The 25,926-nt window shown below is 69.3% G+C and carries 25 protein-coding genes; 9 read left to right on the forward strand and 16 right to left on the reverse strand.

Annotated features, from left to right (window positions below; translation table 11 throughout):
* Positions 1-2: 2 nt before the first annotated feature.
* The 3 genes from OHA77_RS07985 to OHA77_RS07995 are packed head-to-tail and all read left to right on the forward strand — an operon-like array spanning position 3 to position 3,555.
* A complete protein-coding gene (locus tag OHA77_RS07985) occupies positions 3-815 on the forward strand; it encodes a cytochrome c (RefSeq protein WP_326821278.1) in 813 nt (270 codons plus the stop codon).
* On the forward strand, positions 812-1,921 hold the full coding sequence (locus tag OHA77_RS07990; RefSeq protein ID WP_326821277.1) for a Rieske 2Fe-2S domain-containing protein: 1,110 nt from the start codon (positions 812-814) through the stop codon (positions 1,919-1,921). Before OHA77_RS07985 ends, OHA77_RS07990 begins: the two co-directional genes overlap by 4 nt.
* Complete coding sequence (locus OHA77_RS07995; protein ID WP_406317137.1) at positions 1,918-3,555, forward strand: cytochrome bc complex cytochrome b subunit; 1,638 nt, start codon at positions 1,918-1,920, stop codon at positions 3,553-3,555. The genes OHA77_RS07990 and OHA77_RS07995 overlap by 4 nt, the downstream gene beginning before the upstream one ends.
* 181 nt (positions 3,556-3,736) lie before the next feature.
* Here the strand turns inward: OHA77_RS07995 and OHA77_RS08000 are convergent, their stop codons facing one another.
* From OHA77_RS08000 to coxB, 4 genes are all read right to left on the reverse strand, one after another.
* Complete coding sequence (locus OHA77_RS08000) at positions 3,737-4,951, reverse strand: Ig-like domain-containing protein (protein WP_406317139.1); 1,215 nt, start codon at positions 4,949-4,951, stop codon at positions 3,737-3,739.
* A gap of 157 nt (positions 4,952-5,108) precedes the next feature.
* Entirely contained in the window at positions 5,109-5,504 is a 396-nt protein-coding gene (locus OHA77_RS08005) for a cytochrome c oxidase subunit 4 (RefSeq protein WP_326821274.1), read from the reverse strand.
* Positions 5,504-7,126, reverse strand: coding sequence for a cytochrome c oxidase subunit I (ctaD, locus tag OHA77_RS08010; protein ID WP_406317141.1), 1,623 nt, complete (start codon positions 7,124-7,126; stop codon positions 5,504-5,506). Before ctaD ends, OHA77_RS08005 begins: the two co-directional genes overlap by 1 nt.
* 32 nt (positions 7,127-7,158) lie before the next feature.
* Positions 7,159-7,830, reverse strand: a complete 672-nt coding sequence (gene coxB / locus OHA77_RS08015) for a cytochrome c oxidase subunit II (RefSeq protein ID WP_406317143.1) — start codon at positions 7,828-7,830, stop codon at positions 7,159-7,161.
* Positions 7,831-8,124: 294 nt separating this feature from the next.
* Here coxB and OHA77_RS08020 point away from each other — a divergent pair, with 294 nt between their 5' ends.
* The 3 genes from OHA77_RS08020 to OHA77_RS08030 are packed head-to-tail and all read left to right on the forward strand — an operon-like array spanning position 8,125 to position 10,038.
* Positions 8,125-9,261 (forward strand): cysteine desulfurase family protein, encoded by a 1,137-nt coding sequence (locus OHA77_RS08020; protein ID WP_326821271.1) that lies wholly within the window; start codon positions 8,125-8,127, stop codon positions 9,259-9,261.
* 25 nt (positions 9,262-9,286) lie between these two features.
* Positions 9,287-9,556 (forward strand): sulfurtransferase TusA family protein, encoded by a 270-nt coding sequence (locus tag OHA77_RS08025; RefSeq protein ID WP_326821270.1) that lies wholly within the window; start codon positions 9,287-9,289, stop codon positions 9,554-9,556.
* Between the two features lie 59 nt (positions 9,557-9,615).
* A complete protein-coding gene (locus OHA77_RS08030) occupies positions 9,616-10,038 on the forward strand; it encodes a CBS domain-containing protein (protein WP_406317145.1) in 423 nt (140 codons plus the stop codon).
* A 131-nt stretch (positions 10,039-10,169) separates the two neighbouring features.
* Here OHA77_RS08030 and OHA77_RS08035 read toward each other — a convergent pair whose 3' ends face one another.
* Both OHA77_RS08035 and erpA read right to left on the reverse strand, forming a co-directional pair.
* Positions 10,170-11,156: a carbohydrate kinase family protein gene (locus OHA77_RS08035; protein WP_406317147.1), complete on the reverse strand. Its 987-nt coding sequence runs from the start codon at positions 11,154-11,156 to the stop codon at positions 10,170-10,172.
* Positions 11,157-11,319: 163 nt separating this feature from the next.
* Entirely contained in the window at positions 11,320-11,673 is a 354-nt protein-coding gene (gene erpA, locus OHA77_RS08040) for an iron-sulfur cluster insertion protein ErpA (protein WP_184757387.1), read from the reverse strand.
* A 192-nt stretch (positions 11,674-11,865) separates the two neighbouring features.
* On the opposite strand from erpA, the gene nadA reads away from it, so the two are divergent.
* Positions 11,866-13,020, forward strand: coding sequence for a quinolinate synthase NadA (gene nadA / locus OHA77_RS08045; protein WP_406317148.1), 1,155 nt, complete (start codon positions 11,866-11,868; stop codon positions 13,018-13,020).
* Positions 13,021-13,067: 47 nt separating this feature from the next.
* Here the strand turns inward: nadA and OHA77_RS08050 are convergent, their stop codons facing one another.
* The 8 genes from OHA77_RS08050 to OHA77_RS08085 form a co-directional block, all read right to left on the reverse strand.
* Positions 13,068-13,802 carry an SIMPL domain-containing protein gene (locus tag OHA77_RS08050; protein WP_406317149.1) on the reverse strand — a complete coding sequence of 245 codons (735 nt, stop codon included), beginning with the start codon at positions 13,800-13,802 and terminating at the stop codon, positions 13,068-13,070.
* 87 nt (positions 13,803-13,889) lie between these two features.
* The gene (locus tag OHA77_RS08055; protein WP_406317151.1) at positions 13,890-14,642 is read right to left on the reverse strand and encodes a maleylpyruvate isomerase family mycothiol-dependent enzyme; all 753 of its coding nucleotides are present in this window, start codon (positions 14,640-14,642) and stop codon (positions 13,890-13,892) included.
* Between the two features lie 339 nt (positions 14,643-14,981).
* Complete coding sequence (gene lysX, locus OHA77_RS08060) at positions 14,982-18,278, reverse strand: bifunctional lysylphosphatidylglycerol synthetase/lysine--tRNA ligase LysX (protein WP_406317153.1); 3,297 nt, start codon at positions 18,276-18,278, stop codon at positions 14,982-14,984.
* 43 nt (positions 18,279-18,321) lie between these two features.
* Positions 18,322-19,758 carry an alpha/beta fold hydrolase gene (locus tag OHA77_RS08065; RefSeq protein ID WP_406317155.1) on the reverse strand — a complete coding sequence of 479 codons (1,437 nt, stop codon included), beginning with the start codon at positions 19,756-19,758 and terminating at the stop codon, positions 18,322-18,324.
* A gap of 4 nt (positions 19,759-19,762) precedes the next feature.
* Positions 19,763-20,332 (reverse strand): hypothetical protein, encoded by a 570-nt coding sequence (locus OHA77_RS08070; protein ID WP_406317157.1) that lies wholly within the window; start codon positions 20,330-20,332, stop codon positions 19,763-19,765.
* 2 nt (positions 20,333-20,334) lie between these two features.
* Positions 20,335-21,237 (reverse strand): zinc metalloprotease HtpX, encoded by a 903-nt coding sequence (htpX, locus tag OHA77_RS08075; RefSeq protein ID WP_326821261.1) that lies wholly within the window; start codon positions 21,235-21,237, stop codon positions 20,335-20,337.
* 9 nt (positions 21,238-21,246) lie between these two features.
* Positions 21,247-21,525, reverse strand: a complete 279-nt coding sequence (locus OHA77_RS08080; protein ID WP_326821260.1) for a PspA-associated protein PspAA — start codon at positions 21,523-21,525, stop codon at positions 21,247-21,249.
* Positions 21,522-22,337 (reverse strand): PspA/IM30 family protein, encoded by an 816-nt coding sequence (locus OHA77_RS08085; RefSeq protein WP_326821259.1) that lies wholly within the window; start codon positions 22,335-22,337, stop codon positions 21,522-21,524. Before OHA77_RS08085 ends, OHA77_RS08080 begins: the two co-directional genes overlap by 4 nt.
* A 143-nt stretch (positions 22,338-22,480) precedes the next feature.
* On the opposite strand from OHA77_RS08085, the gene OHA77_RS08090 reads away from it, so the two are divergent.
* Positions 22,481-23,089, forward strand: a complete 609-nt coding sequence (locus OHA77_RS08090; RefSeq protein WP_326821258.1) for a DUF3043 domain-containing protein — start codon at positions 22,481-22,483, stop codon at positions 23,087-23,089.
* A gap of 75 nt (positions 23,090-23,164) precedes the next feature.
* On the opposite strand, the gene OHA77_RS08095 is transcribed toward OHA77_RS08090, so the two are convergent.
* Positions 23,165-24,466 (reverse strand): SMI1/KNR4 family protein, encoded by a 1,302-nt coding sequence (locus OHA77_RS08095; protein ID WP_406317159.1) that lies wholly within the window; start codon positions 24,464-24,466, stop codon positions 23,165-23,167.
* A 55-nt stretch (positions 24,467-24,521) separates the two neighbouring features.
* Here OHA77_RS08095 and OHA77_RS08100 point away from each other — a divergent pair, with 55 nt between their 5' ends.
* On the forward strand, positions 24,522-25,520 hold the full coding sequence (locus OHA77_RS08100) for an aldo/keto reductase family protein (RefSeq protein WP_326821256.1): 999 nt from the start codon (positions 24,522-24,524) through the stop codon (positions 25,518-25,520).
* 84 nt (positions 25,521-25,604) lie between these two features.
* Here OHA77_RS08100 and OHA77_RS08105 read toward each other — a convergent pair whose 3' ends face one another.
* Positions 25,605-25,811, reverse strand: coding sequence for a hypothetical protein (locus tag OHA77_RS08105; protein WP_326821255.1), 207 nt, complete (start codon positions 25,809-25,811; stop codon positions 25,605-25,607).
* Positions 25,812-25,926: the final 115 nt, after the last annotated feature.

The raw sequence follows: 25,926 nt of genomic DNA on the forward strand, positions 1-25,926 counted from the left end.
CAGTGAACAGGATCACCGCTAGGCGGCGGCATCCCCTCGCGAGATACGCCGTCCTGCTCCTGGCCCTCGCGCTGGTCGGAGGGTTCTACACCCTCGTCGCCCCGCCGAGCGAGCGAGCCGACGCGGCCATCGCCTCCGGCAGGGCAGACGACGTCGCGCAGGGCAAGAAACTCTTCGAGACGAGCTGCGCCAGCTGCCACGGCTTCAACGCCGAGGGCAGCGCGCAGGGCCCGTCGCTCATCGGCGTGGGCGCGGCGGCTGTGGACTTCCAGGTCAGCAGTGGCCGTATGCCCCTGGCCAACCCCAGCTCCCAGGCCCCCCGCAAGGCTCCGGCGCCGTGGGTGAACGACGACACCGTCCGTCAGCTCGGGGCCTACATCCAGTCCCTCGGCGGCGGCCCGACCGTTCCCGCGCAGGAGCAGGTCGACCCCGCGAAGGGCGACAAGGCGAAGGGTGGCGAGCTGTTTCGCGCGAACTGCATCCAGTGCCACAACTTCGTCGGCTCCGGCGGCGCCCTGACTCAGGGCAAGTACGCCCCGCCGCTCCACGAGGCCACTCCGACGCAGATCTACGAGGCCATGATCACCGGTCCGCAGGCGATGCCGGTGTTCAACGACAGCATCATCACTCCCGAGCAGAAGCGGGACATGATCGCCTACATCGTGGGCGTGCGTGAGGAGCCCAACCCCGGCGGCGCAGGTCTCGGCCGCATCGGCCCGGTAACCGAGGGCCTGGTGGCCTGGATCGCGGGCATCAGCCTGCTCGCCCTGGCCGCCATCTGGATCACCGCGAAGAAGCGACAGGCCCACCAATGACTGACAGCAATCACGACATCGAGCAGCCCGAGGACCGCGTGCCCAAGCGCGTCATCGGCACTCCCTCCTCCGCGACGGGCACGTCCCTGCTGGGAGCGGAGGAGCAGCGCGCCGCAGACCACGACGTCCCCGGCGTGACCCTGCAGGACGAGGCGACGGCGAAGAAGGGCGAGAAGATCGCCGCCCTGCTCTTCACGGTCGCCCTCATCGCGGGCATCGCCTTCATCGTCGCCTATGTGGTGTTCCAGGTCGGCGACGTCGAGAAGACCCAGATCTCCACCCTCGCCCTGGGCGGCTCGCTCACGGTGGCGTTGCTCGCGCTGGCCGCGGGGATCGTGGTCTGGGTCCGGATGATCATGCCGAAGTACAAGCTGGTCCAGGAGCGCCACGAGATGGCCTCCGACAGCCAGACCCGGCAGTACGTCGCCGAGACCTTCACCCAGGGTGTGGCGGAGAGCGGCGTCACCAAGCGGCCGCTGCTCCGCCGGACGCTGCTGCTGGCCGCGGCCCCGCTGGGCCTGGCCCCGCTGGTCCTGCTGCGCGACCTCGGCCCGGCCTACGCCAACTTCCCGAGCAAGCTCAGGCACACCGTCTGGGGCGAGAAGACCAAGGACGGCAAGCCCCGCAAGCTCGTCGTCGAGGGCACCGGCGCGCCGATCCGCGCGGCGGACTTCAACTCCCCCGGCGGCATCCTGTCGGTCGTGCCCGAAGGCTACGAGCACGACCTGAACGCACTGGCCAAGGCCACCCTGATCCTGATCAAATTCCGCCCGGAAGAGATCAAGTCCGGAACGAACCTGAACTGGACGCACAACGGCATCGTGGCGTACTCCAAGATCTGCACGCACGTCGGCTGCCCCGCGGCCCTGTACGAGCAGAGCACTCATCACATCCTGTGCCCGTGCCACCAGTCCACCTTCGACGCCGCCGACGGCGCCAAGGTCATCTTCGGTCCGGCCGCCCGGCCTCTGCCGCAGCTGCCCATCGCCGTGGACAGCGAGGGTTACCTCGTCGCCACGGCGGACTTCGCCGTCCCACCCGGGCCCAGCTTCTGGGAACGCGGCGACGCCGAGGCCGAGGTCCGTGAGAACGGAGGCCACGCATGAGCACCGGAAACGTCCCCAAGCCCATAGCGGGTGCGAGCAGCTTCATCGACGACCGCATCGGCGCGGGAAACTTCCTCAAGCGCAACCTGCGGAAGATCTTCCCCGACCACTGGTCGTTCCTGCTGGGTGAGATCGCGCTGTACTCGTTCATCATCCTGCTGCTGACCGGCACCTTCCTGACCTTCTTCTTCAAGCCCAGCATGGGTCACGTCGTCTACGACGGCTCCTACGAGCCGCTCAAGGGCGTCATGATGTCCGAGGCCTACGCCTCGTCGCTGCACATCAGCTTCGACGTGCGCGGCGGTCTGCTGATGCGGCAGATGCACCACTGGGCCGCCCTGCTGTTCGTCGCCGGCATGATGGTGCACGCGCTCCGAGTGTTCTTCACCGGTGCGTACCGCAAGCCGCGTGAGCTCAACTGGCTGATCGGCGTCGGGCTGCTGACGCTGGCCCTGCTCGAAGGTCTGACCGGCTACTCCCTCCCCGACGACCTGCTCTCCGGCGCCGGTCTGCGGATCACCGAGGGTGTGGCGATCTCGCTGCCGCTGGTCGGCACCTGGATCACCTTCTTCCTGTTCGGCGGCGAATACCCCGGCGAGGACGTGGTCTCGCGGTTCTACTCGCTGCACATCCTGCTCATCCCGGGCATCCTGCTGGCGCTCATCACCGCTCACATGATCCTGATGTGGGTGCAGAAGCACACGCAGATGCCGGGCAAGGGCCGTACGAACACCAACGTGGTGGGCGCGCCGTTCTACCCGGCCTTCATGGCCAAGGCCGGTGCGTACTTCATGTTCACGTTCGGCACCATCGCGCTGCTGGGCACCTTCGCGCAGATCAACCCGATCTGGCTGTTCGGCCCCTACACGCCGGCCGACATCTCGGCGGGTTCGCAGCCCGACTTCTACATGGGCTTCCTGGAGGGCTCGCTCCGCCTGATGCCCGCGTGGGAGATCAACGTCCTGGGCTTCACACTGCCGATGAGCGTGCTGATCCCGGCGCTGGTCCCGATGGGGATCATCATGACGGGCCTGGCCCTGTATCCCTTCATCGAGCAGTGGGTCACCGGGGACCGCAGCGAGCACCACGTCGCCGAGCGCCCCCGCAACAACCCGCACCGCACCTCGATCGGCATCTCCGCGGTCACGTTCTACGGCATCCTGTGGCTGCTGGGCGCGAACGACGAGATCGCCGCGTTCTTCCACGTCTCGCTGAACTGGACGACCTACATCGGCCGGGTGCTGATCTTCGTCGGCCCGGCGGTGGCCTACCTCATCACCTACCGGTTCTGCCTGGGCCTGCAGCGCAGCGACGCCGCGGTGATCGGGCACGGCGTGGAGTCCGGTGTGATCAAGCGCCTGCCCTCCGGCGAGTACATCGAGGTCCACGTCCCGCCGAACGAGGACATCGCGGCCCACATGCGGGGCAAGACGGCCGTCCCGATGGTCGCCGGACCCGACGCCGACACCGACGGCGTCCCGTCGAAGGCGATGCGCGGTCCGCTCGGCAGGCTCCGCGCCAAGCTGAGCAAGGTCTACGGCGGCGAGAAGATCCCGCTCGACGGCGACCACGGCCACGACGAGCACGCAGCCATCGGCTCGGGCACGGAGGACGACAGGTCCCTCACCCACTGATCCGCTGATTCGCCACGGACAGGGCCCGGACACCTCGGTGTCCGGGCCCTGTCGCTTCTCTGAAACGGCCGCTGACCTGCCTCTGGGCCCGGCCCGGCACCTGCGGGCGCGCTGCGGCCCCGATGGGCCCTGCGGCCCGCTCAGCGTCTCCTGAGACCCTTCCGGAATCCTCCGCCGGCGGTCAGCGGGACTCGGTGGTGAAGTTCTTGACGCTGCTCCACTTGAGCCACTCCTTCCAGTCCTCCTGCCAGTGGCCCCAGCCGTTCGTGGGCTCCAGCTTGCGGGGCGAGCCGGTGATGATGATCGGATCGCCGATCAGGGTGTTGTCGATGAACCAGCTGGCGTTCTCCGGGCTCACGTTGACGCAGCCGTGGCTGACGTTGGCGTAGCCCTGCGAGCCCGTCGACCACGGGGCGCTGTGGATGTACTCACCGCTGTTGGAGATCCTGACGGTGTTGTAGACGGTCATCTGGTAGTAGCCCGACTGCCCCGGACCGATGCCGGGCGAGGTCATGACGGTGACCGGCTCACGGGACATGGCCAGGTGGACGCCGCTGGTGGTGTAGTACTTCCAGACACCGCCCTGCCCCGCGCTCATGGGGATCTCCCGGATCTTCCTGCCGTCGCGCTTGACGATCAGATGGTGGGACTGGGTGCTGCCCCGGGTGATCTGGGAGCGGCCGACCGTGAAGTCGATGCCCTGGTTCCGCTTGCCGTACAGGCCCTCGCCGCCGCGCACGCCCGCCAGCCGGGCCTCGACCCGGACCTTGGTGTGGGCCGGCCAGAACTTCCGGGGACGGAAGTGCACCGTCTTGTCGTCGAACCAGTGCCACGCCCCGAAGACCGGCTTGGAGCTGTGGACCAGCAGGTTCCGCTCCACCGAGACGCGGTCGGTGATGGGCTGGTCGAAGGTGATCATGACCGGCATGCCGACGCCGACGGTGAGTCCCGTCATGTCCTTGCTCGGCATGAAGCTGTCGATGGCGAAGGTCTTGTCGGCCTTGGCCGTGGCGAAGGAGGTGGTGGTCTCGGTGACCTTGCCCGCCGGGTTCACCGCCGACGCGCTGACCTGGTAGGAGGTCCCAGGAGTCGCCGTACCCCGGCTGCGCCACCGGGTGCCGTCGGCGCTCAGCACGCCCGGCAGGGAGCCTTTGGGGCCTCGCACGGTGACCTTTTTCAGCACCCCGCCCTGCGCCGCCACCAGGACGGTCGCATCGGTGGGCACCCTGCCTGCCTTGTCCGCGGGCGCCACGGTGACGACGGCGTCCTCGTACCCTTTGGAACTCGCCGTGACCGGCGCACCGGCACCGGCGCCGCCCCCGGCCGCACATGAGGTCACCAGCACCAGAGCCAGCAACCCGGCCCCCTGGCTCGAACCACGGATCGCCTGCCCCACGTGAACTCCCCTGTCCCGGACTGATCTACTGATTCTGTTACTACCCGGAGTAAGCGGTTCACCACGGAGGACATCCGACCTAACCTGCCAACAAACGCCAAAAAGCGGACCACAGAAATTTTCCGTGGTCCGCTTTTCGGTGGAGAGTCGGCAGAAATCAGTGCGAGAAATGCCCCCGGTAGTACTCGAAGACAAACCCGATCATGCTCATGATGATCGCGAAGACACCGATGATGAAGAGCCACCAGCCGATGACCAGGCCGACCGCGCTGAGCGCGACGGCCAGGCAGACGAACAGCGGCCACCAGCTGTGCGGGCTGAAGAAGCCGAGCTCGCCGGCCCCCTCGCTGATCTCACCCTGCTTGTTGTCCTCAGGCTGCTCGCCGATGCGGCGGGCGGTGTACATGAGGTAATAGCCGATCATGAAGGCGAAGCCCACCGAGATGGCCATCGCCGTCGTACCGACCGGTTCCCTGGACCAGAACCAGTAGACGACGTCCACCGCCGCGAAGAAGACTCCGCAGAGGATGAACAACCAACCCTGAACCCTCATCAGACCTCCTCCAGCTCACGGGGGGACGTGGCATACGGGTGCTTGAGATCGAACGCCGGGCGCTCGGACCGGATGCGCGGCAGCGAGGTGAAGTTGTGCCGCGGCGGCGGGCAGGAGGTCGCCCACTCCAGGGAGTTGCCGAAGCCCCACGGGTCGTCCACGGTCACCTTCGGCGCGGTCTTGTGGGTCTTCCACACGTTGTAGAGGAACGGCAGTGTGGAGGCACCGAGCAGGAAGGCGCCGACCGAGGAGACCATGTTCAGGTCGGTGAAGCCGTCGATCGGGCTGTAGTCGGCGTAGCGGCGCGGGAAGCCCTGGGCGCCCAGCCAGTGCTGGACCAGGAAGGTGGTGTGGAAGCCGATGAACAGCGTCCAGAAGTGCACCTTGCCCAGCTTGTCGTTGAGCATCTTGCCGGTGAACTTGGGCCACCAGAAGTAGAAGCCCGCGAACATGGCGAACACCACGGTGCCGAAGACGACGTAGTGGAAGTGGGCCACGACGAAGTAGGAGTCCGCCACCTGGAAGTCCAGCGGCGGCGAGGCCAGGATGACGCCGGTCAGACCACCGAAGAGGAAGGTGACCAGGAAGCCGATCGAGAACAGCATCGGCGACTCGAAGGACAGGTGTCCCCGCCACATCGTGCCGATCCAGTTGAAGAACTTCACTCCGGTCGGGACCGCGATGAGGAAGGTCATGAACGAGAAGAACGGCAGCAGCACCTGGCCGGTCGGGAACATGTGGTGCGCCCACACGGTGATCGACAGACCCGCGATGGCGATGGTCGCCCCGACGAGGCTGATGTAGCCGAACAGCGGCTTGCGGCTGAAGACCGGCAGGATCTCGGTCACGATGCCGAAGAACGGCAGCGCGATGATGTAGACCTCGGGATGGCCGAAGAACCAGAACAGGTGCTGCCAGAGCAGCGCGCCTCCGGTGGCCGGATCGAAGATGTGGGTGCCGAGCTTGCGGTCGGCCTCCAGGGCCAGCAGGGCGGCGGCGAGCACCGGGAAGGCCATCAGCACCAGGATCGAGGTGAGCAGGATGTTCCAGGTGAACATCGGCATCCGGAACATGGTCATGCCGGGTGCGCGCATGCAGACGATCGTGGTGATGAAGTTCACCGAGCCGAGGATCGTGCCCAGACCGCTGATGGTCAGGCCGACGATCCACAGGTCGCCGCCGATGCCGGGCGAGCTGATCGCGTTCGACAGCGGGGTGTAGGCGAACCAGCCGAAGCTGGCCGCGCCGCCGGGGGTGATGAACCCCGACAGGGCGATGGTGCTGCCGAAGGTGAAGAGCCAGTAGCTGACCATGTTCAGCCGGGGGAACGCCACGTCGGGCGCGCCGATCTGCAGCGGCATGAGCTCGTTGGCGAAGCCGGCGAACAGCGGCGTCGCGAACATGAGCAGCATGACCGTGCCGTGCATGGTGAACAGCTGGTTGAACTGCTCGTTGCTGGTGAACTGCAGGCCCGGCTGGGCCAGTTCGGCTCGCATGATCAGCGCCATGACGCCGCCGATCAGGAAGAAGACGAACGAGGTGATCAGGTAGAGATGTCCAATGATCTTGTGATCGGTGGACGAGGTCCACTTCGCGATGATCGACCCTTTACGGGTCGCCACCGGCGAAATGGTGATGGGTTCGTTAAGTGCGGTCACTGGGCACCCGCCTGGCTAGCGATGTACTGGTCGAACTCGGCCTGGGGCACGAGCTTCACCGAAAAGAGCATGCGGCTGTGGTCCACGCCGCAGAGCTCGGCGCAACGGCCGGCGAAGACGCCGCTCTTCTCCAGCGTGTCGACCTCGAACTTGTTGTCGACACCCGGGATCACGTCGCGCTTGAAGTGGAAGGCCGGGACCCAGAACGAGTGGATGACGTCCGGGGAGACGAGGTCGAACTCGACCTTCTTGCCGGCCGGGAGCACCAGCTGCGGCCCCTTGGTGTAGTCACCGGCGGGCCTGCCGACCACTTCGACCTGCTTGCCGTTGTAGTCCGTCGTGAAGCGCCAGCTCCACTGGAAGCCCTCGACCTTGACCTTCACGTCAGGATGGCCGGACATCGCGTTGACATAGTTCTGGTCGCGCGCGGTGAAGAAGAAGAACACGCCGACCATGATGATCGGCACCACCGTGTAGAGGATCTCGATGGGGAGGTTGTAGCGCACCTGGGGCGGCAGCTCGTCCTTCGAGTGCTTCTTCTTGCGGTGGAAGGCAACGGACCACAGGATCAGGCCCCACACGACCACACCGGTGGCGAGAGCGGCGATCCAGGACCCGTTCCACAGATTCTGAACGGTCTCGGCCTGCTTGGTGATGCCCTTGGGCAAGCCACCTCGGGACCAGTCTTCGGCACTGCACGCCGTTGCGGACACCAGCAGCAGCGCCAGAGCGGCAGCGCGTGGCACCCGGCGGCGGGCCAACGGACGCCGTGCAGAACGGCGGGTCGGACTCACGGATCGCCTACCCCACAGATGAAGCCCAGGAGTCGCTCCTGAGCGGTCGTTTATTCGTGCTTACAACATGTAGTTCACAGCTTTACGCTGGGGGACACACTAGCGCGGACTGCCCTCGCCCCCCCGCGCAGCCCCCGCATGCGTCGCACATGGTGCGACGATTGAGGAGTGGCGTACTTCGACGCGGCCTCCACCGAGCCGCTGCACCCTCAGGCACGCGAGGCTCTGATCGCGGCGCTCGACGTCGGCTGGGCCGACCCGGCAAGACTGTACGGTCCCGCCCGCCGGGCAAGGATGTTACTGGAACAGGCGCGGACCGAGGTCGCCGAAGTGCTCGGCGTCCGGCCCGACGAGGTCTCGTTCACCACCTCGGGGACCCAGGCCGTGCATCTGGGCGTGCTCGGTGCCCTGCACGGACGGCGCCGCGCCGGGCGCCGCCTGGTGACGTCGGCGGTGGAGCACTCCAGTGTGCTGCACGCCGCCGGTGTGCACGAACGCTCCGGCGGTTTGGTGGAGACGGTCGGCGTCGGCCGCACCGGCGCGGTGGACCTGGCGGCGTTCGAGGAGGCGGTCCTCACCGACGGCACGGCCCTGGCCTGCCTGCAGAGCGCCAACCACGAGGTCGGGACCGTCCAGCCGGTCACCGAGGTGGCGGCCCTGTGCGCCAGGGCGGGCGTTCCGCTGCTGGTGGACGCGGCGCAGACGGTGGGCCGGATGCCGCTGCCGGGTGGCTGGTCGGTGCTGACGGCGAGCGCGCACAAGTGGGGCGGCCCGGCCGGGGTCGGCGTGCTGGTGGTCCGCAAGGGCACCCGGTGGCGCAGCCCGCTCCCCGAGGACGACCGGGAGTACCGCCGGGTCCCCGGCTTCGAGAACGTCCCGGCGATCGTCGCGGCCGCCACCGCGCTGCGCGCCATGACGGCCGGGTGGGCGCGGGAGTCGGCGCGGCTCTCGGCGCTCGTGGACCGGATCAGGACGGAGGTGCCCCGGCTCGTCCCGGACGTCGAGGTCATCGGCGACCCCGTCGCACGAGCCCCGCACATTGTCACCTTTTCGTGTCTTTACGTGGAGGGGGAAGCGCTGTTGACGGAGCTGGACAAGGCGGGATTCGCCATCTCCTCCGGCAGCTCCTGTACGGCGAGCACGCTCCGGCCGTCACACGTCCTGGAGGCCATGGGCGTCCTCACCCACGGGAACATCCGGGTGTCGCTGCCGCAGGGCGCGTCCGCGGCGGATGTCGACCGCTTCCTCACCGTTCTTCCTGACATAGTGAAGAAGATCCGCGAAGATGCGGGAGTAAAGTTGTGACCAGCGTTTGGGGAGGGAAGGCGTCATGACGTCCAGGCACGCCGCCACCGAGGGATCCACCCAGCCTCCGGCACTGACCATCGACGCATTGGGCAAGAAGTGCCCGATCCCCATCATCATGCTCGCCGAGCAGATCAACGCCGTGCCGCGCAACGCGATCGTCTCGGTGCTGGCCGACGACCCCGCGGCCTTCACCGACATCCCGGCCTGGTGCCGGTTGAAGTCCCACCACCACGTGGCGAGCCACGAGCTGCCCGGGGGCGGCTGGGCCATCCACGTACGGCGCAACTACTGACTTATCGGAAAACGGGTAAGACTCTCCCGAAAAGTCCGCATACGTTTCGGGGGGAACATATGAACGGTGAGACCGCCAGGGACCTGATGAGTTCGGGTGCCCGGTGCATAGAGGCACACGAGACGCTCGACCGGGCCGCGCAGCTGATGCGGGAGCTGAAAGTGGGGGCGCTGCCCATCTGCGGAAGCGACGACCGGCTCAAGGGCATCATCACCGACCGCGACATCGTGGTGAAGTGCGTGGCGGCCGGCAAGGACCCGTCGCAGGTCACCGCCGGGGAGATGGCCACCGGCCTGGTCTGGGTGCCCTCGAACGCCACCGTCTCCGAGGTTCTGGCCAAGATGGAGGAGCACCAGATCAAGCGCCTCCCGGTGATCGAGAACAACCGCATCATCGGGATGATCAGCGAGGCGGATCTGGCCAGGCACCTCCCGGACGACCAGCTCGCCGACTTCGTCCACCGCATCTACGCGGGAGCCTGACCCGCCCGGCGGCACGACGGTTCCGACGCGACGGCGGGCGGCGGTGTCCGGCGAGGAGCGTGGAGTACGGCGGGCCCGGTGGGCGGCGGACGGCCCTCACCGGGCCCGCCGTACTCGTCGGCAGTGAAAGATCAGGCGTGGTGGCACTTCACGGAAGGCGCCACCTCGGCGGCGGCCTCCGCTCCGTAGGCGGCGGTGAAGCGCTCCAGGAAGACCTTCTGGCCGAGCTGGTACTCCTGGCCGCCGACGTGCTCCAGGACGTGGGTGGCGGCGAGGTTGCCGACCTGGGCGCAGCGCTCCAGCGGCAGCTCCCAGGCGAGGGCGGACAGGAAGCCGGCGCGGAAGGCGTCGCCCACCCCGGTGGGGTCGACCTTGCCGAGCTCGGGGGCGGCCGGGACGTGCAGGGACGGCTCGCCCTTGCGATCGATCACGACGCCCTTGGGACCGAGCGTGGTGACCCGGACGCCGACCCGGTTGAGGACCTCCTCGTCCGACCAGCCGGTCTTCTGCTCGATGAGACCCTTTTCGTAGTCGTTGCTGAAAAGGTAGGCGGCGCCGTCGATCAGCAGGCGGATGTCCTCACCGGGCATCCGGGCGAGCTGCTGCGACGGGTCCGCTGCGAACGGGATGCCCCGCCCGCGAGCCTCCTCGGTGTGCCGGAGCATCGCATCGGGGTCGTTGGGACTGACCAGCACCAGATCCAGGCCGCCGAGGCGCTGGGCGATCGGGCCGAGCTCGATCAGCCGGGCCTCGGCCATCGCACCGGTGTAGAAGGACGCGATCTGGTTGTGATCCTCGTCCGTGGTGCACAGGAACCGGGCGGTGTGGTGGAGCTCGGAGACGTGGACCGATTCACAGTCGACTCCGTGCCGCTCCAGCCAGGAACGGTAGTCGGCGAAGTCCGCGCCGACGGCACCGACCAGGATGGGGGTCAGTCCCAGGCAGCCCATGCCGAAGGCGATGTTGGCCGCGCAGCCGCCGCGGCGGATCTGCAAATCGTCGATGAGGAACGACAGGGACACCCGGTCGAGCTGTTCGGCGATGAGCTGATCCCGGAAGCTGCCGGGAAAGGTCATCAGGTGATCGGTCGCGATAGAGCCGGTGACGGCGATGCGCACGGGATCTTTCTCCTCGTTGTCAGCATCTGAGAAAAGAGCGGGCAGTGAAACCCAGCAAGAATACGCGACCTCGCAGACACGCGACGGCCCCGCAGGGTGACAGATCTCACCCTACGGGGCCGTCGCTTCCCAGCTTTTCGCCTGGCGTGCGGCGTTTCGGCGACTAGTTGAACGAGTCGCCGCAGGCGCACGAACCCGTGGCGTTCGGGTTGTCGATCGTGAAGCCCTGCTTCTCGATCGTGTCGACGAAGTCGACCGTGGCACCCACCAGGTAGGGAGCGCTCATCCGGTCGGTGACCACGCTGACACCGTTGAAGTCCGTGACGACGTCGCCGTCCATGGAACGATCGTCGAAGAAGAGCTGATAGCGCAGGCCGGAACAGCCACCGGGCTGCACGGCCACGCGAAGCTGGAGACCTTCCTCGCCCTGCTGCTCCAGCAGGCTCTTGACCTTGGCGGAGGCCGCGTCACTAAGGATCAGACCCTGCGCCGTGGTCTCGCTGCTCTCAACCGACATGTGGTGACTCCCGCGTCTGCGTCAACCGCCCGGTCGGAACGGCTGTCTGTTTCTGACGTCCTTCTTAGACGCTACCAACACCCGCCGACGGCTACACATTCCTCGGTCCGGAACTACCCCTCCGCCCCGGAATAAAGCCCCGGGGGCCGTGTGTCATCATAGTCGTCAGTTCGACGATAAGGGGGTGTGGTCGTGACGACCACCGATACCGGACTTCCGCTCTTCGTCCTCGGCAGGGGGACCGACTCGCACAGCGAGCGCGGTGTCGACTGTCCCGGTGAGTTGCCGTCCGCCTCGGATCCGGCGCTCGTGGAGCGCGCCAGACGGGCCAAGGCGGCGCTGGGCGACCGGGTCTTCGTGCTGGGTCACCACTACCAGCGTGACGAGGTCATCCAGTTCGCCGATGTGACCGGGGACTCCTTCAAACTCGCCCGGGAGGCCGCGGCCCGGCCGGATGCCGAGTACATCGTCTTCTGCGGCGTGCACTTCATGGCCGAGTCGGCCGACATCCTCACCGGCGACGCGCAGAGAGTCGTGCTGCCCGATCTCGCCGCGGGATGCTCGATGGCCGACATGGCCACGTTCGACCAGGTCGAGGAGTGCTGGGAGGCGCTGGAGGACGCCGGGATCGCCGGTGTCACGGTGCCGGTCACCTACATGAACTCCAGCGCCGACATCAAGGCGTTCTGCGGACGCAACGGCGGTGTGGTGTGCACCTCCTCCAACGCCAGGCGGGCCCTCGACTGGGCGTTCTCCCGCGGCGAGAAGGTGCTCTTCCTGCCCGATCAGCACCTGGGACGCAACACCGCGGTGCTGGAGATGGGCCTGTCGCTGGACGACTGCGTCGTGTACAACCCGCACCGGCCGAACGGCGGGCTGACCACCGAGCAGCTCGAGAACGCCAAGGTGATCCTGTGGAAGGGGCACTGCTCGGTGCACGGGCGTTTCAGCCCCGAGTGCGTCGACGACGTCCGCGAGCGGATCCCCGGCGTCAACGTGCTGGTGCACCCCGAGTGCAGGCACGAGGTGGTCACCAAGGCCGACCACGTCGGCTCGACCGAATACATCATCAAGAAGCTCGAAGAGGCCCCGGCGGGGTCCTCCTGGGCGGTGGGGACCGAGCTGAACCTGGTCAAGCGGCTCGGGCAGATGTTCCCCGACAAGAACGTCACGTTCCTGGACCGGACCGTCTGCTACTGCTCGACGATGAACCGGATCGACCTGCCGCACCTGGTCTGGGCACTGGAGTCCCTGGCGGCCGGTCAGGTCGTCAACCAGATCACCGTGGACGAGGACACCACCCGCTGGGCCAAGGTCGCCCTGGACCGGATGCTGGCCCTTCCCTGAGGGTCCTCCTGGGGCGTGGGACGGGGCCGCCGTCCCACGCCCCAGGGCTAGAGCAGTTCGTAGACCACCCGGACATGGACCGAGATGGACTGCTGGCCGGGGCTGATGGACGCCTTGTCGGCCAGCGCGGCACCGGCGAACCTGATCGGCGGGGGCGACGCGTCCTCCTCGGCGACCGTCAGGACGGGGCCGAGCCTGCGGCCGGACAGCCTGGCGTACTGGGCGGCGCGGGCGGTGGCGTCCCTGAACGCCGCGTCGCGCGCGGCCCGCACCAGCCTGCGGTTGTCGGACACCTCGAAGGAGATGCCGTTCAGGCGGGCCTCCTCGCCCACGCCGGCCACCGTGTCGATCACCTTGTCGGCGGAGGCGATGTCGCGAACCACGGCCTCGACGCCCTGCGCCGCCCGGTAACCGGAGACGGTGGGATAGGTGCTGTACTCGGGGCCGAGGGACAGTTCGTTGGTCCGCAGGTCCTTGGCCTGGATCCCCGCCGCCTTCAGCGCCTCGGTCAGCTTCGCGGCGGCTGCCCGCGCGTCGGCGAAGGCGGTGCCCGCGGTGGCGCGGCGCACCTCGACGCCGGCGTTCAGGCGCATGACGTCGGGGACGGCGGACTGGGAGCCCTCCCCCACGACCGTGATCCGCGACCGATCGTCCTCCAGCGTCACCTTCGCGAGGCCGGAACGGAGACCGTGCCGGGGAGCGGGGTCGGCGGACGCGGTCCCGCCGAACATGCCCATGGTGAGGAGCGCGGCCGTGGCCACGGCATGAGTCATCTTGATCATAAGATCATGGCAGCACGGGGCGGCGACGGCGGCGGGGAACCGTCGGTGTGCCCTGTCATACCTTGAACGTCAGATCACCGTGGAACGTCAGATCACCGTGCGTTCCCGCCACCAGCCGAACAGCGCGGTGTCGCCCTCCACGGCGTAGTCGTCGGCGCTGCGGCGGCCCCACACGACCTGCAGCAGGTCCGCCGAGGTGGCGGCGCGGACCGTGACGCTCCCCGGCTGGAGGGAGCGCACATGGTGGAAGCGGTCCGGATCGAGCGTGACCACCCATCCGGCGCCGGTGTCGGCCTGCAGGGAGATCGTCTCGCCCGCACCCCGCAGGTCGGCCACGCCCGGACTCCAGCGCGCGTACGGCAGGACGTCGAGAAACTCCTCCACTCCGTCGGCCGCCACGTCCTCGTCGACCGAGACCGGCAGGCCCAGTGCCAGCTCGGCGTCGATCCGGTGGACCACGGTCTCGTGGAGCTGCCGCCGCGACCAGAACCGCACGCTCCGGTCGGCGCCCCAGGACCACATCGGCGCCTCGGGCGGATGCGACAGCAACGCCTCGGACAGGAGACCGGACCCCTCCCCCAGCCAGGCGGCGTAGCCGCCGGGGTCCGCCGGCAGGCCCATCTCCATGGCGTCGCGGTCGTAGCGCCGCCCGGCCAGGTCGCGGACCATCGCGGCGGCCCATCGGTGCACACTGCCGGTGTGCACGGTGAGTGCGGCCACGTCCCAGCCCGGGCAGGTGAGCACCGGGGTGGACATGTCGCGGTCCCGAAGGGCCTCCGCCATCTCGGTGATCTCCCTGACGGCCGCCTGGACGTGCTCGGCGTGGGTCCAGTCCCTCAACTCGGTCCTCCCGTGTGAAGCGCGTGAACTACCTGTCGTACTCGGTGCCGCCGGTGCTGGTGGCCGGCGCGCGGCTCACCTGCCCCCGGAAGTCGATCACTACCGCCTCGCACCCGATATCGATCACCACCGCCTCGCGCCCGACGCCGCCGCGCCGCCAGGCGGCGAGGTGCCGGCTGGCGCCCGGGTCCCGGCCGCCCGGCCGTCGTCTCCGCCTGCCGATACTCCCGCACCCGCTCCGGGTCCCCAGCTCGTAAGGACACGAGATCCGGCATGACCGCACCCCCGCCGATGGCCCTTTATCGCCTATTGTGCGGGCAAATAGTCACAGTTGGTGGGTCAATCGCGGGGCCGGACCAGCGGGAAGGTCAGCGACTGCCTGACCGACCTCCCGGTCAGCATCATGATGAGCCGGTCGACGCCGATGCCGAGCCCGCCGGTGGGCGGCATGGCGTACTCCAGCGCCTGCAGGAAGTCCTCGTCCAGGTCCATCGCGTCCGGATTTCCGGCGGCGGCGGCCCGCAGCGACTGCTCGGTCAGCCGGCGGCGCTGCTCGACCGGGTCGGTCAGCTCGGAGCAGGCGGTACCGATCTCGACTCCGAAGGCGACCAGGTCCCACTGCTCGGCCAGCCGCCGGTCACCGCGGTGCGGCTGGGCGAGGGGGGATACCTCCGCCGGAAAGTCGGTGTAGAAGGCCGGTTCGACGGTCCGCTCCTCCACGAGCCGCTCGTACAGCTCCACCAGCATCGCGCCCCGCTCCCATTTCGGGTCGTACGGCACCGCCAGCCGACCGGCCAGCTTGCGAAGCTCCTGGACGGAGGTGTCCGCGGTCACCTGCTCCCCCGCGGCCGCCGAGACGGCCTCGTTCACGGTGGTCACCGGCCAGGCTCCGGAGATGTCGATCTCCTGCCCGTGCCTGCGGACCACCGGTGCGCCGAACGCCGCGGTGGCCGCCTCCTGGACGAGTTCGCGGGCGAGGTCCAGCATCGCCCGGTAGTCGGCGTAGGCCTGGTACGCCTCCAGCATCGTGAACTCGGGGTTGTGCCGGTAGGAGACCCCCTCGTTGCGGAAGACCGGGCCGAGTTCGAAGATCTGCTCCACGCCGCCCACACACAGGCGCTTCAGGTGCGGCTCCGGCGAGATCCGCAGGGAGAGCCTCAGGTCGTAGGCGTTCATGTGGGTGGTGAACGGCCGGGCGTCGGCGCCCCCGTGGACGGGCTGCAGGACAGGCGTCTCGACCTCCAGGAAACCCCGGCGGACCAGCGCGTCCCGCAGGCCGTGCAGGACCGCGCCCCGGATCCGCAGTGTCTCGCGGGCCTCGGCGTCGGTCACCAGGTCGAGGTAGCGTCGCCGTACCCGCGCCCGCGGACCGGCCGTGCCGTGCTGCCCGCCGGGGAGCGGGCGCAGGCATTTGGCGGTCACCGCCCACTCCCCGGCGAGCACGGAGAGCTCCCCGGCCCGGCTGGTGACGACCTCGCCGGTGCAGCCGACGTGATCTCCCAGGTCGACGGTACGGCGCCAGCGTGCCAGGTCCGCGCTCTGGTCGAGCATGAGCTGCAGGGTGCCGGTCCAGTCGGTGACGGTGGCGAACAGCAGCTTCCCGTGGTCGCGGACCAGCATCACCCGCCCCGCCACCGTGACCCGCTCTCCGGTCCGCACGTCGGCGGGGACGCCGGGGTGGGCCAGCCGCACCTCGGCGGCGGTGTGGGTGCGCGGACGGCCCACCGGGTACGGATCGCCGCCCTCGGCCCGGATCCGGTCCAGCTTGGCGAGACGGACCCGCATCTGTTCCGGTACGGCCGGGCCCCGGCGGCTCTCGTCCCGGTCCGGCGCGGCGTCCGCCGTCGCGGTGCGGGGAGCCTCCGCCGCCGGCGGGACCGGTCTCTCCCCGCGCCGCAGCAGTGTGGGCAGACTCGGCCCGTGCCCCAGGAAACCTTCGGCGATCACCGAGGCCAGACCGACCTTGGGCAGGTCACGGCCGTCCTCGTAGGCCAGGTAGCGCGGCACCCACGCGGGGCGGTACTTCACGTTCGACCGGTACAGCGACTCCAGCTGCCACCAGCGGGAGAAGAACAGCAGCATCCCCCGCCAGGCCCGCAGCACCGGCCCGGCGCCGATCCTGGCGCCCTCCTCGAAGGCGGCGCGGAAGACCGCGAAGTTCAGCGAGATGTGCGCCACCCCCAGGGCGGGCGCCTGCCCGACGAGGCCGGAGACCATGAACTCCATCAGGCCGTTGTCGGACTCGCGGTCCCGGCGCATCAGGTCCAGGGACAGGCCGTGCTCGCCCCACGGCACGAAGGACAGCAGCGCGGCGTGGCCGCCGTCCGGCGCGAGAGCCTCGACCAGGACGCATCTGCCGTCAGCCGGATCCCCCAGCCTGCCCAGCGCCATCGAGAAACCGCGTTCGGCCTCGGTGTCCCGCCACGCCTCGGCCCGGTCGATGATCTGGTGCATCTCCTGCGGGGTCAGCTCCTCGTGCCGCCGGACGCGCAGCGTGTATCCGGCCCGCTCGACCCGGTTGACCGCCTGCCGTACGCCGCGCATCTCCCGGCCGGACAGGCCGAAGGAGGCCACCTCGATCACGGCCTCGTCGCCGAGCTGGAGCACCCGCAGTCCCGCCCGGTTGTAGGCCCGGGCGCCCTCCTCGCTCGCTCCGATGGCCGCCGCGGTCCAGCCGTACTCGCCCGCCTGGTCCATCCAGGTCCGGATGGCCGGCTCCCAGGCCTCCACGTCGCCGATCGGGTCGCCCCCGGCCAGGCTGACGCCGGCGACCACCCGGTAGGAGACGGCCGCCTTGCCGCTCGCCGAGAAGACGGCGGCCCGGTCCCTCCGGGTGGCGAAGTATCCCAGCGAGTCGCGCTCTCCCGTGGCGGCCAGCAGCGCGCGTATCCGGGCCTCCTCCGACGGGAGCAGCCCGGCGCTGGCCCGCTGGGAGCGGAACAGCACCAGGAAGGCCGACAGGATCGCGACGGCGGTCAGCAGGCCCACGACGAAGCCGACCCAGGCGGGTGGATGCCCCACGCGGTCGAGGTCGAAGGTGACCGCGCCGCCCAGCGCCTTCTCCAGCGCCCAGGCGGACCTGCCCGGCGGGGTCAGCGTGCCGGGGAAGAGGGTGACCAGCAGGTAGGCGACGCCGAAGGAGGCCGCGAGCAGGACGAGGAGGGTCAGCAGCGCCTTGCGGAAGGCGCCGCGCTGCACCTTGGCGTAGAACTCGCGGCGGGCGAGCACCAGTACGGCCAGCAGACCGGTGGCGAAGACCAGGTTGATCGTGCCCGTGACCAGGAACCAGGTGGATCCGAGCCGCCGGATGACGTTGTCGCCCAGTGGGGAGAACGGCGGCAGGAGGATCACGTCGAGCAGCGCGGTCAGCGACAGCAGCACCACCAGCAGCCAGTACGCCGCGCGCTTGCGGCGGGCGACGGCTCCGGAGAGGATGGCCACGAACACGGCGTAGCCGAGGTTCGCCTCGACCGAGAAGATGCTGGTGCTGACCGCGTCGGTGATCGGCCGCAGCAGCCTCCGCAGCGGACCGAAGACCGCGATGGCGGTCGAGTAGGCCGCCAGCACCGCGAAGAACACGCCCAGCGTCCGGGGCACCGCCGCCGTCCAGCGCCGCCCCTTCGGCCGAGATGCCATCACCACACCCCCGAGAGGATCGCTACCCAGGTCGTATACCCGGCTACGTATCGTGAAATCTACTGATCATCCGTACCGCTTCGGCGATCGCGCCGGGCCGTTCCAGTTCGACTTCGTGCCCGCTGTCCGGAAGGGAGATCAGCGTGGCGTTCAGCAGCGCGGCGAGGTCACGGTGGCAGCGGTCCCGCGGGCCGGCGCTGAGGATGACGACGGGGACGTCCGGGAAGGGGTGGGTCACGCGCAACCCGCCGAGTTCGACGGCCATGTCCCGGTAGGCGAGCCACTCGGCCAGCGCGGCGGCCAGCACGCGGCCCCTGCCGTACACGGCCCGGGCGCGGTCGTGCGCCCCCATGAGGAGGCGGTGCGCGACGGGCAGCACGACAGCGGCGAGGACGGTCGCGCCGAACGTGCCGCCGAGCGCGGGCAGCGCGCGCTGCACGGCGCGTACGGCTGCCGCGCGCACGGTGCCCCGGGGCCGTGCCACGGGGTCGCAGCTGGGGTCGACCAGCACCAGCCCCGCCACCCGCCCCGGATGGAGCCGGGCGAACGCCTCCGCGTGCCGGCCCGCCGCCGAGTGGGCCACCACCATGGGGACGTCCGCCAGCGCGCCGATCCGCTCCGCCTCCTCGCGCAACGTGGGCGGCGTGCGGTGGCCGGAGCTGAGTCCCAGGCCCGGCCGGTCGAACCGGATCACCAGGTGGTCGCGGCCCAGGTCGGCGGCGACCCGGTCCCAGTGGAACCACGCCGCCGCCATGCCGGCGCAGATCAGCACCGGGGGCGTGCCGGCTCCCTCCAGCAGGACGTGCGCCTTCGGTGGGGGCGGCACCGTCCGGTCCCGCCAGAGCGCGACCGCCGGCAGCAGCAGCCAGAGCCCGATGACCGCCACCTGGAACCGCTGCGCGACCCCCACCGGGGCGCCGGACGCGATGGCCGCCAGGGTCCAGGCCGTGGCGGCGGTCATGAGCACGGCCAGTACCGCCCCGCCGTACCCGATCAGCGGCCACCTGTGCCGCCGCAGCGCGCTCACCGGCAGCGCCACCAGGCTGAGTATCGCTCCCGCGGCCGCCAGGGCGCTGGTCACCGTGTGGATCCGGTGCGCGGCCGAGACCCGTCCCGCCGCCTCGGCCGCGGTGCAGGAGGGGTCGCTCAGCGCGGCGCAGTCCAGCGGGAAGGCGCCGCTGTCCAGGATCGTCATCACGCCCAGCAGCGCGAGACCGAGCCAGCCGGCCGTCGCCCAGCGGCCGGGACGCTCGTCGGGCACCAGCGCCACGGCGGTCAGGCAGGCGATCCCGGAGAGCACATCGGCGGCCCGTACCAGCCACGACCACGGCTGGTCGGCCGCGGCCAGCTCGCTGACGTAGGCGCCCGGCCCGCCGAGGCCGGTGTTGAGGAACTGCACCGGAACCCAGGCGCTGTACCCCACGGCCGCGACGGCGAACGCGTAGGCCGCGACCTTGGTCAGCCTCCGCCCGGCGCGCATCTCCTCAGAGCCCTGGCGCGCCCCACAGGGGAAACCATCGGCCGAGATCGGGTTCGAGCGGCAGCTCGCCCTCGATCGCGCCGCGCACCTGAAGCTCCAGCGCGTTGTCCCGGTGCTGTCCGGACAGCGGCGCGAACGGGTAGAAGGTGCCTCGTTTGTAGAGGTAGACCAGGGCGACGTTGCGGGCGGAACCGTCGGCGAAGGAGACCAGCGAGCAGAGCAGGGAGGGGCCGAAGCCCGCCGCCTCCAGGGAGGAGTTGACCGCGTGCAGGTCGGTGACCAGCTCGCTGAGCTGCTCGGGCGGGCGGCGCACCAGCAGCCAGCTGTAACCGTAGGTGTCCGTGGACTCCTCCACCGGCGGCCCGTCCCCGGCGGCGAGCAGCCCGGCGACGTCGCGCTCCAGCTCGGCGAAGGCCCCGCCCTCGGCCGCGCGGAAGCAGACCGCCCCCGTCCCGGCCGGCACCAGCCCGGTCGCGGCCTGCAGGGTCACCGCCGCCGACGGCAGCGCGAACAGCGCGTCCAGGTCCGGTTGGACAGGGTCGGTACGGCCCAGCAACGCGTCCCACCACTTCACCGTTACACTCCCTGTCCGAGCTGGGCGGATATCCTGGCGAGCTGCTCCAGGCGCCGGTTCAACGGCGGGTGGGTCGCGAGCAGCGCGGCCAGGCTGGTGCCCCCGGACAGCGCCGGGGCGAAGAAGAAGGCGTTGAACGGCTCGGCCTCACGCAGGTCCCTGGTCGGGATGCGGGCCATCTCTCCGCTGATCTTGACCAGTGCGCTCGCCAGCACCGAGGGGCGCTGGGTGAGGAGCGCGCCGGCGCGGTCGGCGGCCAGCTCACGGTAGCGGGACAGGGCACGGGTGAGCAGGAAGCTGACCGCGTACACCAGGAGCGAGACCAGCATGATGATCAGGCCGATCGGCAGACCGCCCCTGTCGTCGCGGCCACGCCCCAGACCGGAGTAGAGCGCGAATCTGGTCATCAGGCCGGCGGCGATGCCGAGGAAGGAGGCGATGGTCATCACGGCGACGTCGCGGTGGGCGACATGGGACATCTCGTGGGCGAGCACGCCCTCAAGCTCGGCCCGGTCCAGACGGCGCAGCAGGCCGGTGGTCACGCACACCACGGAGTTCTTCTGGTTGCGGCCGGTGGCGAACGCGTTCGGGATGTCCGAGTCGGCGATCGCCACCCTCGGCTTGGGCATGTCGGCCATGGCGCTGAGCCGGTCGATCATGCCGTGCAGCTCGGGGGCCTGCTCCGGAGTGACCTCATGTCCGTGCATCGCGAACAGCGCGATGCGGTCGGACATGAAGTACTGGACCAGCAGGGCGCCTCCGGCGATGAGCAGCACCAGGAGGGTTCGGACCCCCAGGGCGACCAACGCACCCACGAAGATCACATACAGCAGTCCGAGCAGGAACATGGTCGCAACCATGCGGCTGGTCAAGCCCCGGTCCGGGGCAAACCGGGTCTGTGCCATATGCCCAAACTATCCGGGAATCAGCCCTTCATCGCCGAGCATCTCCCGCACTTCTTCCATGGAAGCGTCGGCCGGAGGCAAAATCAGCTCGGAGGGCTCCAGGCTGTCGTCCGGAAGTGCCTTCCCCACGTGACGCACCTTGTCCAGCAGGTCGTGCAGGCGAGATCTGAACGTCTCCTCGTCGCCGGCCTCGATGGCCGCCTCAAGCTCACTGTCCAGGGCGTTCAGGACGTCGAGATCACTCGGCGCGATCTCGGTCTGCCCCTCACCCATGATGCGAACGATCACAGCCCCTCCCCCGGCTGACGGTACTGCTGCGTCTGGGGGGACTGCTGCGGCTGCTGAGGCTGCTGCTGCGGCTGGGGGCCACCGGACTCGATCGCGCTCTTGGGCGCGGGGCCCTGACCGAGCTCGGCCTTCATCCGGGCGATCTCCAGCTCCACGTCGTGGCCGCCGCCCATGCGGTCCAGCTCGGCCTGGATGTCGTCGCCGCGCTGCCCGCTGAAGTCGTCGAGCGCCCCGCTGGCCAGCAGCTCGTCGATGGCACCCGCACGGGCCTGCATCGAGGCCGTCTTGTCCTCGGCCCGCTGGATGGCCAGACCGACGTCGCCCATCTCCTCGGAGATGCCGGAGAAGGCCTCGTTGATCCGCGTCTGCGCCTCGGCCGCGGTGTAGGTCGCCTTGATCGTCTCCTTGCGGGTACGGAAGGAGTCGACCTTGGCCTGCAGCCGGTGTGAGGCGGTGGTGAGCTTCTCCTCCTCGCCCTGCAGGTTGTCGTGCTGCACGCGGAGGTCGGCGATCTGGGTCTGCAGGCTCGACCGGCGACTCAGCGCCTCGCGGGCGAGGTCCTCGCGGCCGACGCCGAGCGCCTTGCGCCCCTGCTCCTCAAGCTTGCGCGACTGGGCCTCGATCTGGTTGATCTGCAGCTCCACCCGCTTGCGCGAGGTGGCGACGTCGGCCACTCCCCGGCGCACCTTCTGCAACAGCTCAAGCTGGCGCTGATATGAGTAGTCCAGGGTTTCGCGAGGATCTTCCATCTTGTCCAACGCGTTGTTCGCCTTGGACCGGAAGATCAGCGAAAGTCTCTTCATCACGCTCATGCGCGTCGGCCGTCCCCTTCTTCAAATGCCTTCGGGTCACCCAGTGATTCCAGCCCCCCAAGAAAGCACTGGAGCCACCTAGGTTCACCCTACGCATAACGCACGAGGGCGTCACTAAGTTGCAGTCCCGGTAGGCTGACGATGTGTTCCGACGTACCCAGACCACTGCGGACGACTCCCCCGCCTCCGCTAACGATCCTAAGCCTGCGGGCAAGGGGCGTCCCACACCCAAGCGCCGGGACGCCGAAGGCCGTCGCCGCCAGCCGGTGAACGCCCCCCAGAACCGCAAAGAGGCATACAAGCAACTCCGTGAGCGCCAGGCCAACGACCGCGTCAAGGCGCGCGAGGGCATGATGCGCGGCGACGAGCGCTACTTCCCGGCGCGCGACCGGGGCCCGGCCCGCAAGTTCGCCCGTGACTGGGTCGACTCCCGCCGGGTCGTCAGCCAGTACTTCCTGCCTTTCTCGCTGCTGATCCTGCTTCTCACCTGGGTCCCCTTCCCCGGCGAGATCCGCGGCTACGTCAACGTCGCGGTCATCACGATCGGCTGGCCGATCATGATGGTGGGCGTGCTGCTCACCTCGGTCTGGGTGTCGTGGAAGGTCAAGAAGCTGGTGACCGAGAAGTTCCCCGGCGAGAGCACCAAGGGCGTCGGCTTCTACGCCGCCATGCGTGCGCTGCAGATCCGCAAGCTGCGCTTCCCACCCCCCGCCCTGCTGCCCGGCGGCAAGCCCGTCCCGCCGAAGAACTGAGCCACAAAAGCCCGTCCCCTCCCCGGGGACGGGCTTTTTGTCGTTTCGCAGGCGAATCATCGGTCCACCTGGCGCTCAGTCCACGATCTCCCAGTCGAACCCGCCCTCGATCATCGCGGGTCTCCAGTAGCCGACGGACCCACCGGTCTCCATCGCGGCGGCGGTCGCCTTGAGCAGCGCGTAGTGCGAGCGGATCGGGACGCCGCCCGGCGTGAAACTCAGCTGGCCCTCGTGGTCGGTGTCCCCCACGTCGCGCCGGACCGAGTCGACCACGAGGTGGTTGCCGCTCCCGTCGGAACCGAAGGGGATCATGCGCCCGTCCCACCACTCCGCACGCGGGTCGCCCTTGTCGATGTCGTCGATCTCGCACAGCATCCGCCAGGTGTCGCGGATCTCCCGGACACCCATCCCCATGTTTCCCAGAAAGCCGAACGGCCAGCTCCCACCCGTCGCCGTGGCCCCGTTGTGCCGCATCAGCGAGGCCCGCAGGTCGTCGGGGAACCGCAGGCCCATCTGCGCCTCCGCGACCGCGATCGTCCGGGCCCTGGCGGGCGGTCCGAGCGTGCGGTAGCTCGCGGGGTCGTTGGCCTTCAGCCACCTCTCGATCCGCGCCCACTGCCTGCCGACCGCCCGAACCATCCTCGGGCTGAGCGCCCGCACCCGCGGAGCCCGCGCCGCGGGGTGGCAGTCGGCGTCCGGAGCCGACCCGTCCGGATCCCCCGTGGCGGTGGGGGCCGGCCCCGGAGTGGCGTCGGCGTGGGACGAGAGCCGTTCCCGTACCGCGGCCTCCAGGTCCCCGTCACTCACGCCCGCATCGCAGAGCGGGCCGGCATAGGTGCCCGGCGGTTCCGCGTACGGGAGGTGACACGAGCCGGTCACGGAGCCGGAGACCACGCCGTAACGGTCTTCCCCGACCTCGGCGGGGTAGTACGTCTCGGCGTACTCGGCCTCCCCGCCCGTCTCCTTGGAGAAGGTCGCGTTCTCCAGCGCCTGGGTGCCGAAGACCAGCAGGCACAGCGCCGCCGCGACGGCGCCCCAGCGGTTCAGGCGGCGGCGGGCGGCGGCGTCCAGGGGCTGCCGCGGAGAGGACTCGGCGCTGAGGAAGCCAGGGATGTAGGACTTTTTGGCATAGCGCCTGAGATCGTCGGCGGTGGGGACGCCGAGGATCGGGACGGGGGGCCACGGAGGCACGGCCTCGGCATGGAGGCCGCTCCGGCCGGCCGCGGCGGACCGGGCATCCGGATCGGCCCCGGCCCGGCGGGCTGCCCCGGGGACGGCAGGGGCACGGCGTAGCCGCAGGACCATCACGACGATCGCCGTCACCACGGCGGCCGCGGCCGCGAGCCGTACCCATCGAGAAGTGATCAAGCGCAGCACGCCGGGCAGAGTATCCCGAAAAGATCTGTCGGATGGCACCTACTAAGGTCGAAGCATGGAATTCCGTCACCTTGGCCGCAGCGGTCTCATGGTCAGCGAGATCAGCTATGGCAACTGGATCACTCATGGCTCCCAGGTCGAGGAGGACGCCGCGAAGGAGTGCGTGCAGGCGGCCCTCGACGAAGGGATCACCACCTTCGACACCGCCGACGTATACGCGGGCACCAAGGCGGAGGAGGTGCTCGGACGTGCCCTGAAGGGGGTCCGCCGCGAGTCCTTGGAGATCTTCACCAAGGTCTTCTGGCCCACCGGCCCCGGTCCCAATGACCGCGGCCTGTCGCGCAAGCACATCACCGAGTCCATCCACGGCTCCCTGCGTCGCCTGCAGACCGACTACGTCGACCTCTACCAGGCCCACCGTTTCGACAACGAGACGCCGCTGGAGGAGACCCTCAAGACCTTCGACGACCTCGTCCGGCAGGGCAAGGTCCTCTACGTCGGCGTCAGCGAGTGGACCGCCGACCAGATCGCCCAGGCGTTGAGGATCGCCGACGAGATGGGCTTCGACCGCCTGGTCTCCAACCAGCCCCAGTACTCCATGCTGTGGCGGGTCATCGAGTCCGAGGTCGTGCCGCTCTCCGAGAAGGAGGGCCTCAGCCAGATCGTCTGGTCCCCGATCGCCCAGGGCGTGCTCACCGGCAAGTATCTGCCGGGCCAGCCGCCGCCCGCGGGCTCCCGGGCCACCGACCCCAGCGGTGGCAACTTCATCTCCCGGATGCTGAACGACGACGTGCTCACCCGCGTCCAGGACCTGAAGCCGATCGCCGCCGACCTCGGGCTGAGCATGGCCCAGCTCGCGGTGGCGTGGGTGCTGCAGAACCAGAACGTGGCCTCCGCCATCATCGGCGCGACCAAGCCCGAGCAGGTCCGCGACAACGTCAAGGCCTCCGGTGTGAAGCTGGACGCCGAGGTGCTGAAGAAGATCGACGACGTCCTCGGCCCGGTCATCGAGCGGGACCCGGCCAAGACCGTCAGCCCCGCGAAGCGCCCCTGACAGACAGACGACCCCCGGGCCTCCGTGACGGAGACCCGGGGGTTTCTCAGTCATTCGACTTGTTCGGCGCGGCTTTATTCGGCTTTATTCGGCGCGCAGCGACATCTTCTCGTATTCGACCCGGTCGCCATCGAGCAGAGTGACCTTCTCGACACCGGACTCCAGCAGCTCACGCCAGCTCTCCCCGAGCCATGACTCCGCATCCGCCTGACTCGGAAACGTGTCGGACGGCGTGACCCCCTCCGTCACGATGCCGCCATTCGCGTTTTCATAACGCCAGTGCCACGTCATGCCATACGGTCCCTTCGCGCGTGTTCCCGGTGCCTCCGACGACTCCAGCGAACCCTACATCGCACGTCCCGGAGACAGGCGGGTGCGAGCACCCGCGACACGACCCCGGCCGGAC

Origin of the sequence: Streptosporangium sp. NBC_01639, from assembly GCF_045209755.1 — a bacterium.
In the GTDB taxonomy this organism is placed as follows: Bacteria; Actinomycetota; Actinomycetes; order Streptosporangiales; family Streptosporangiaceae; genus Streptosporangium.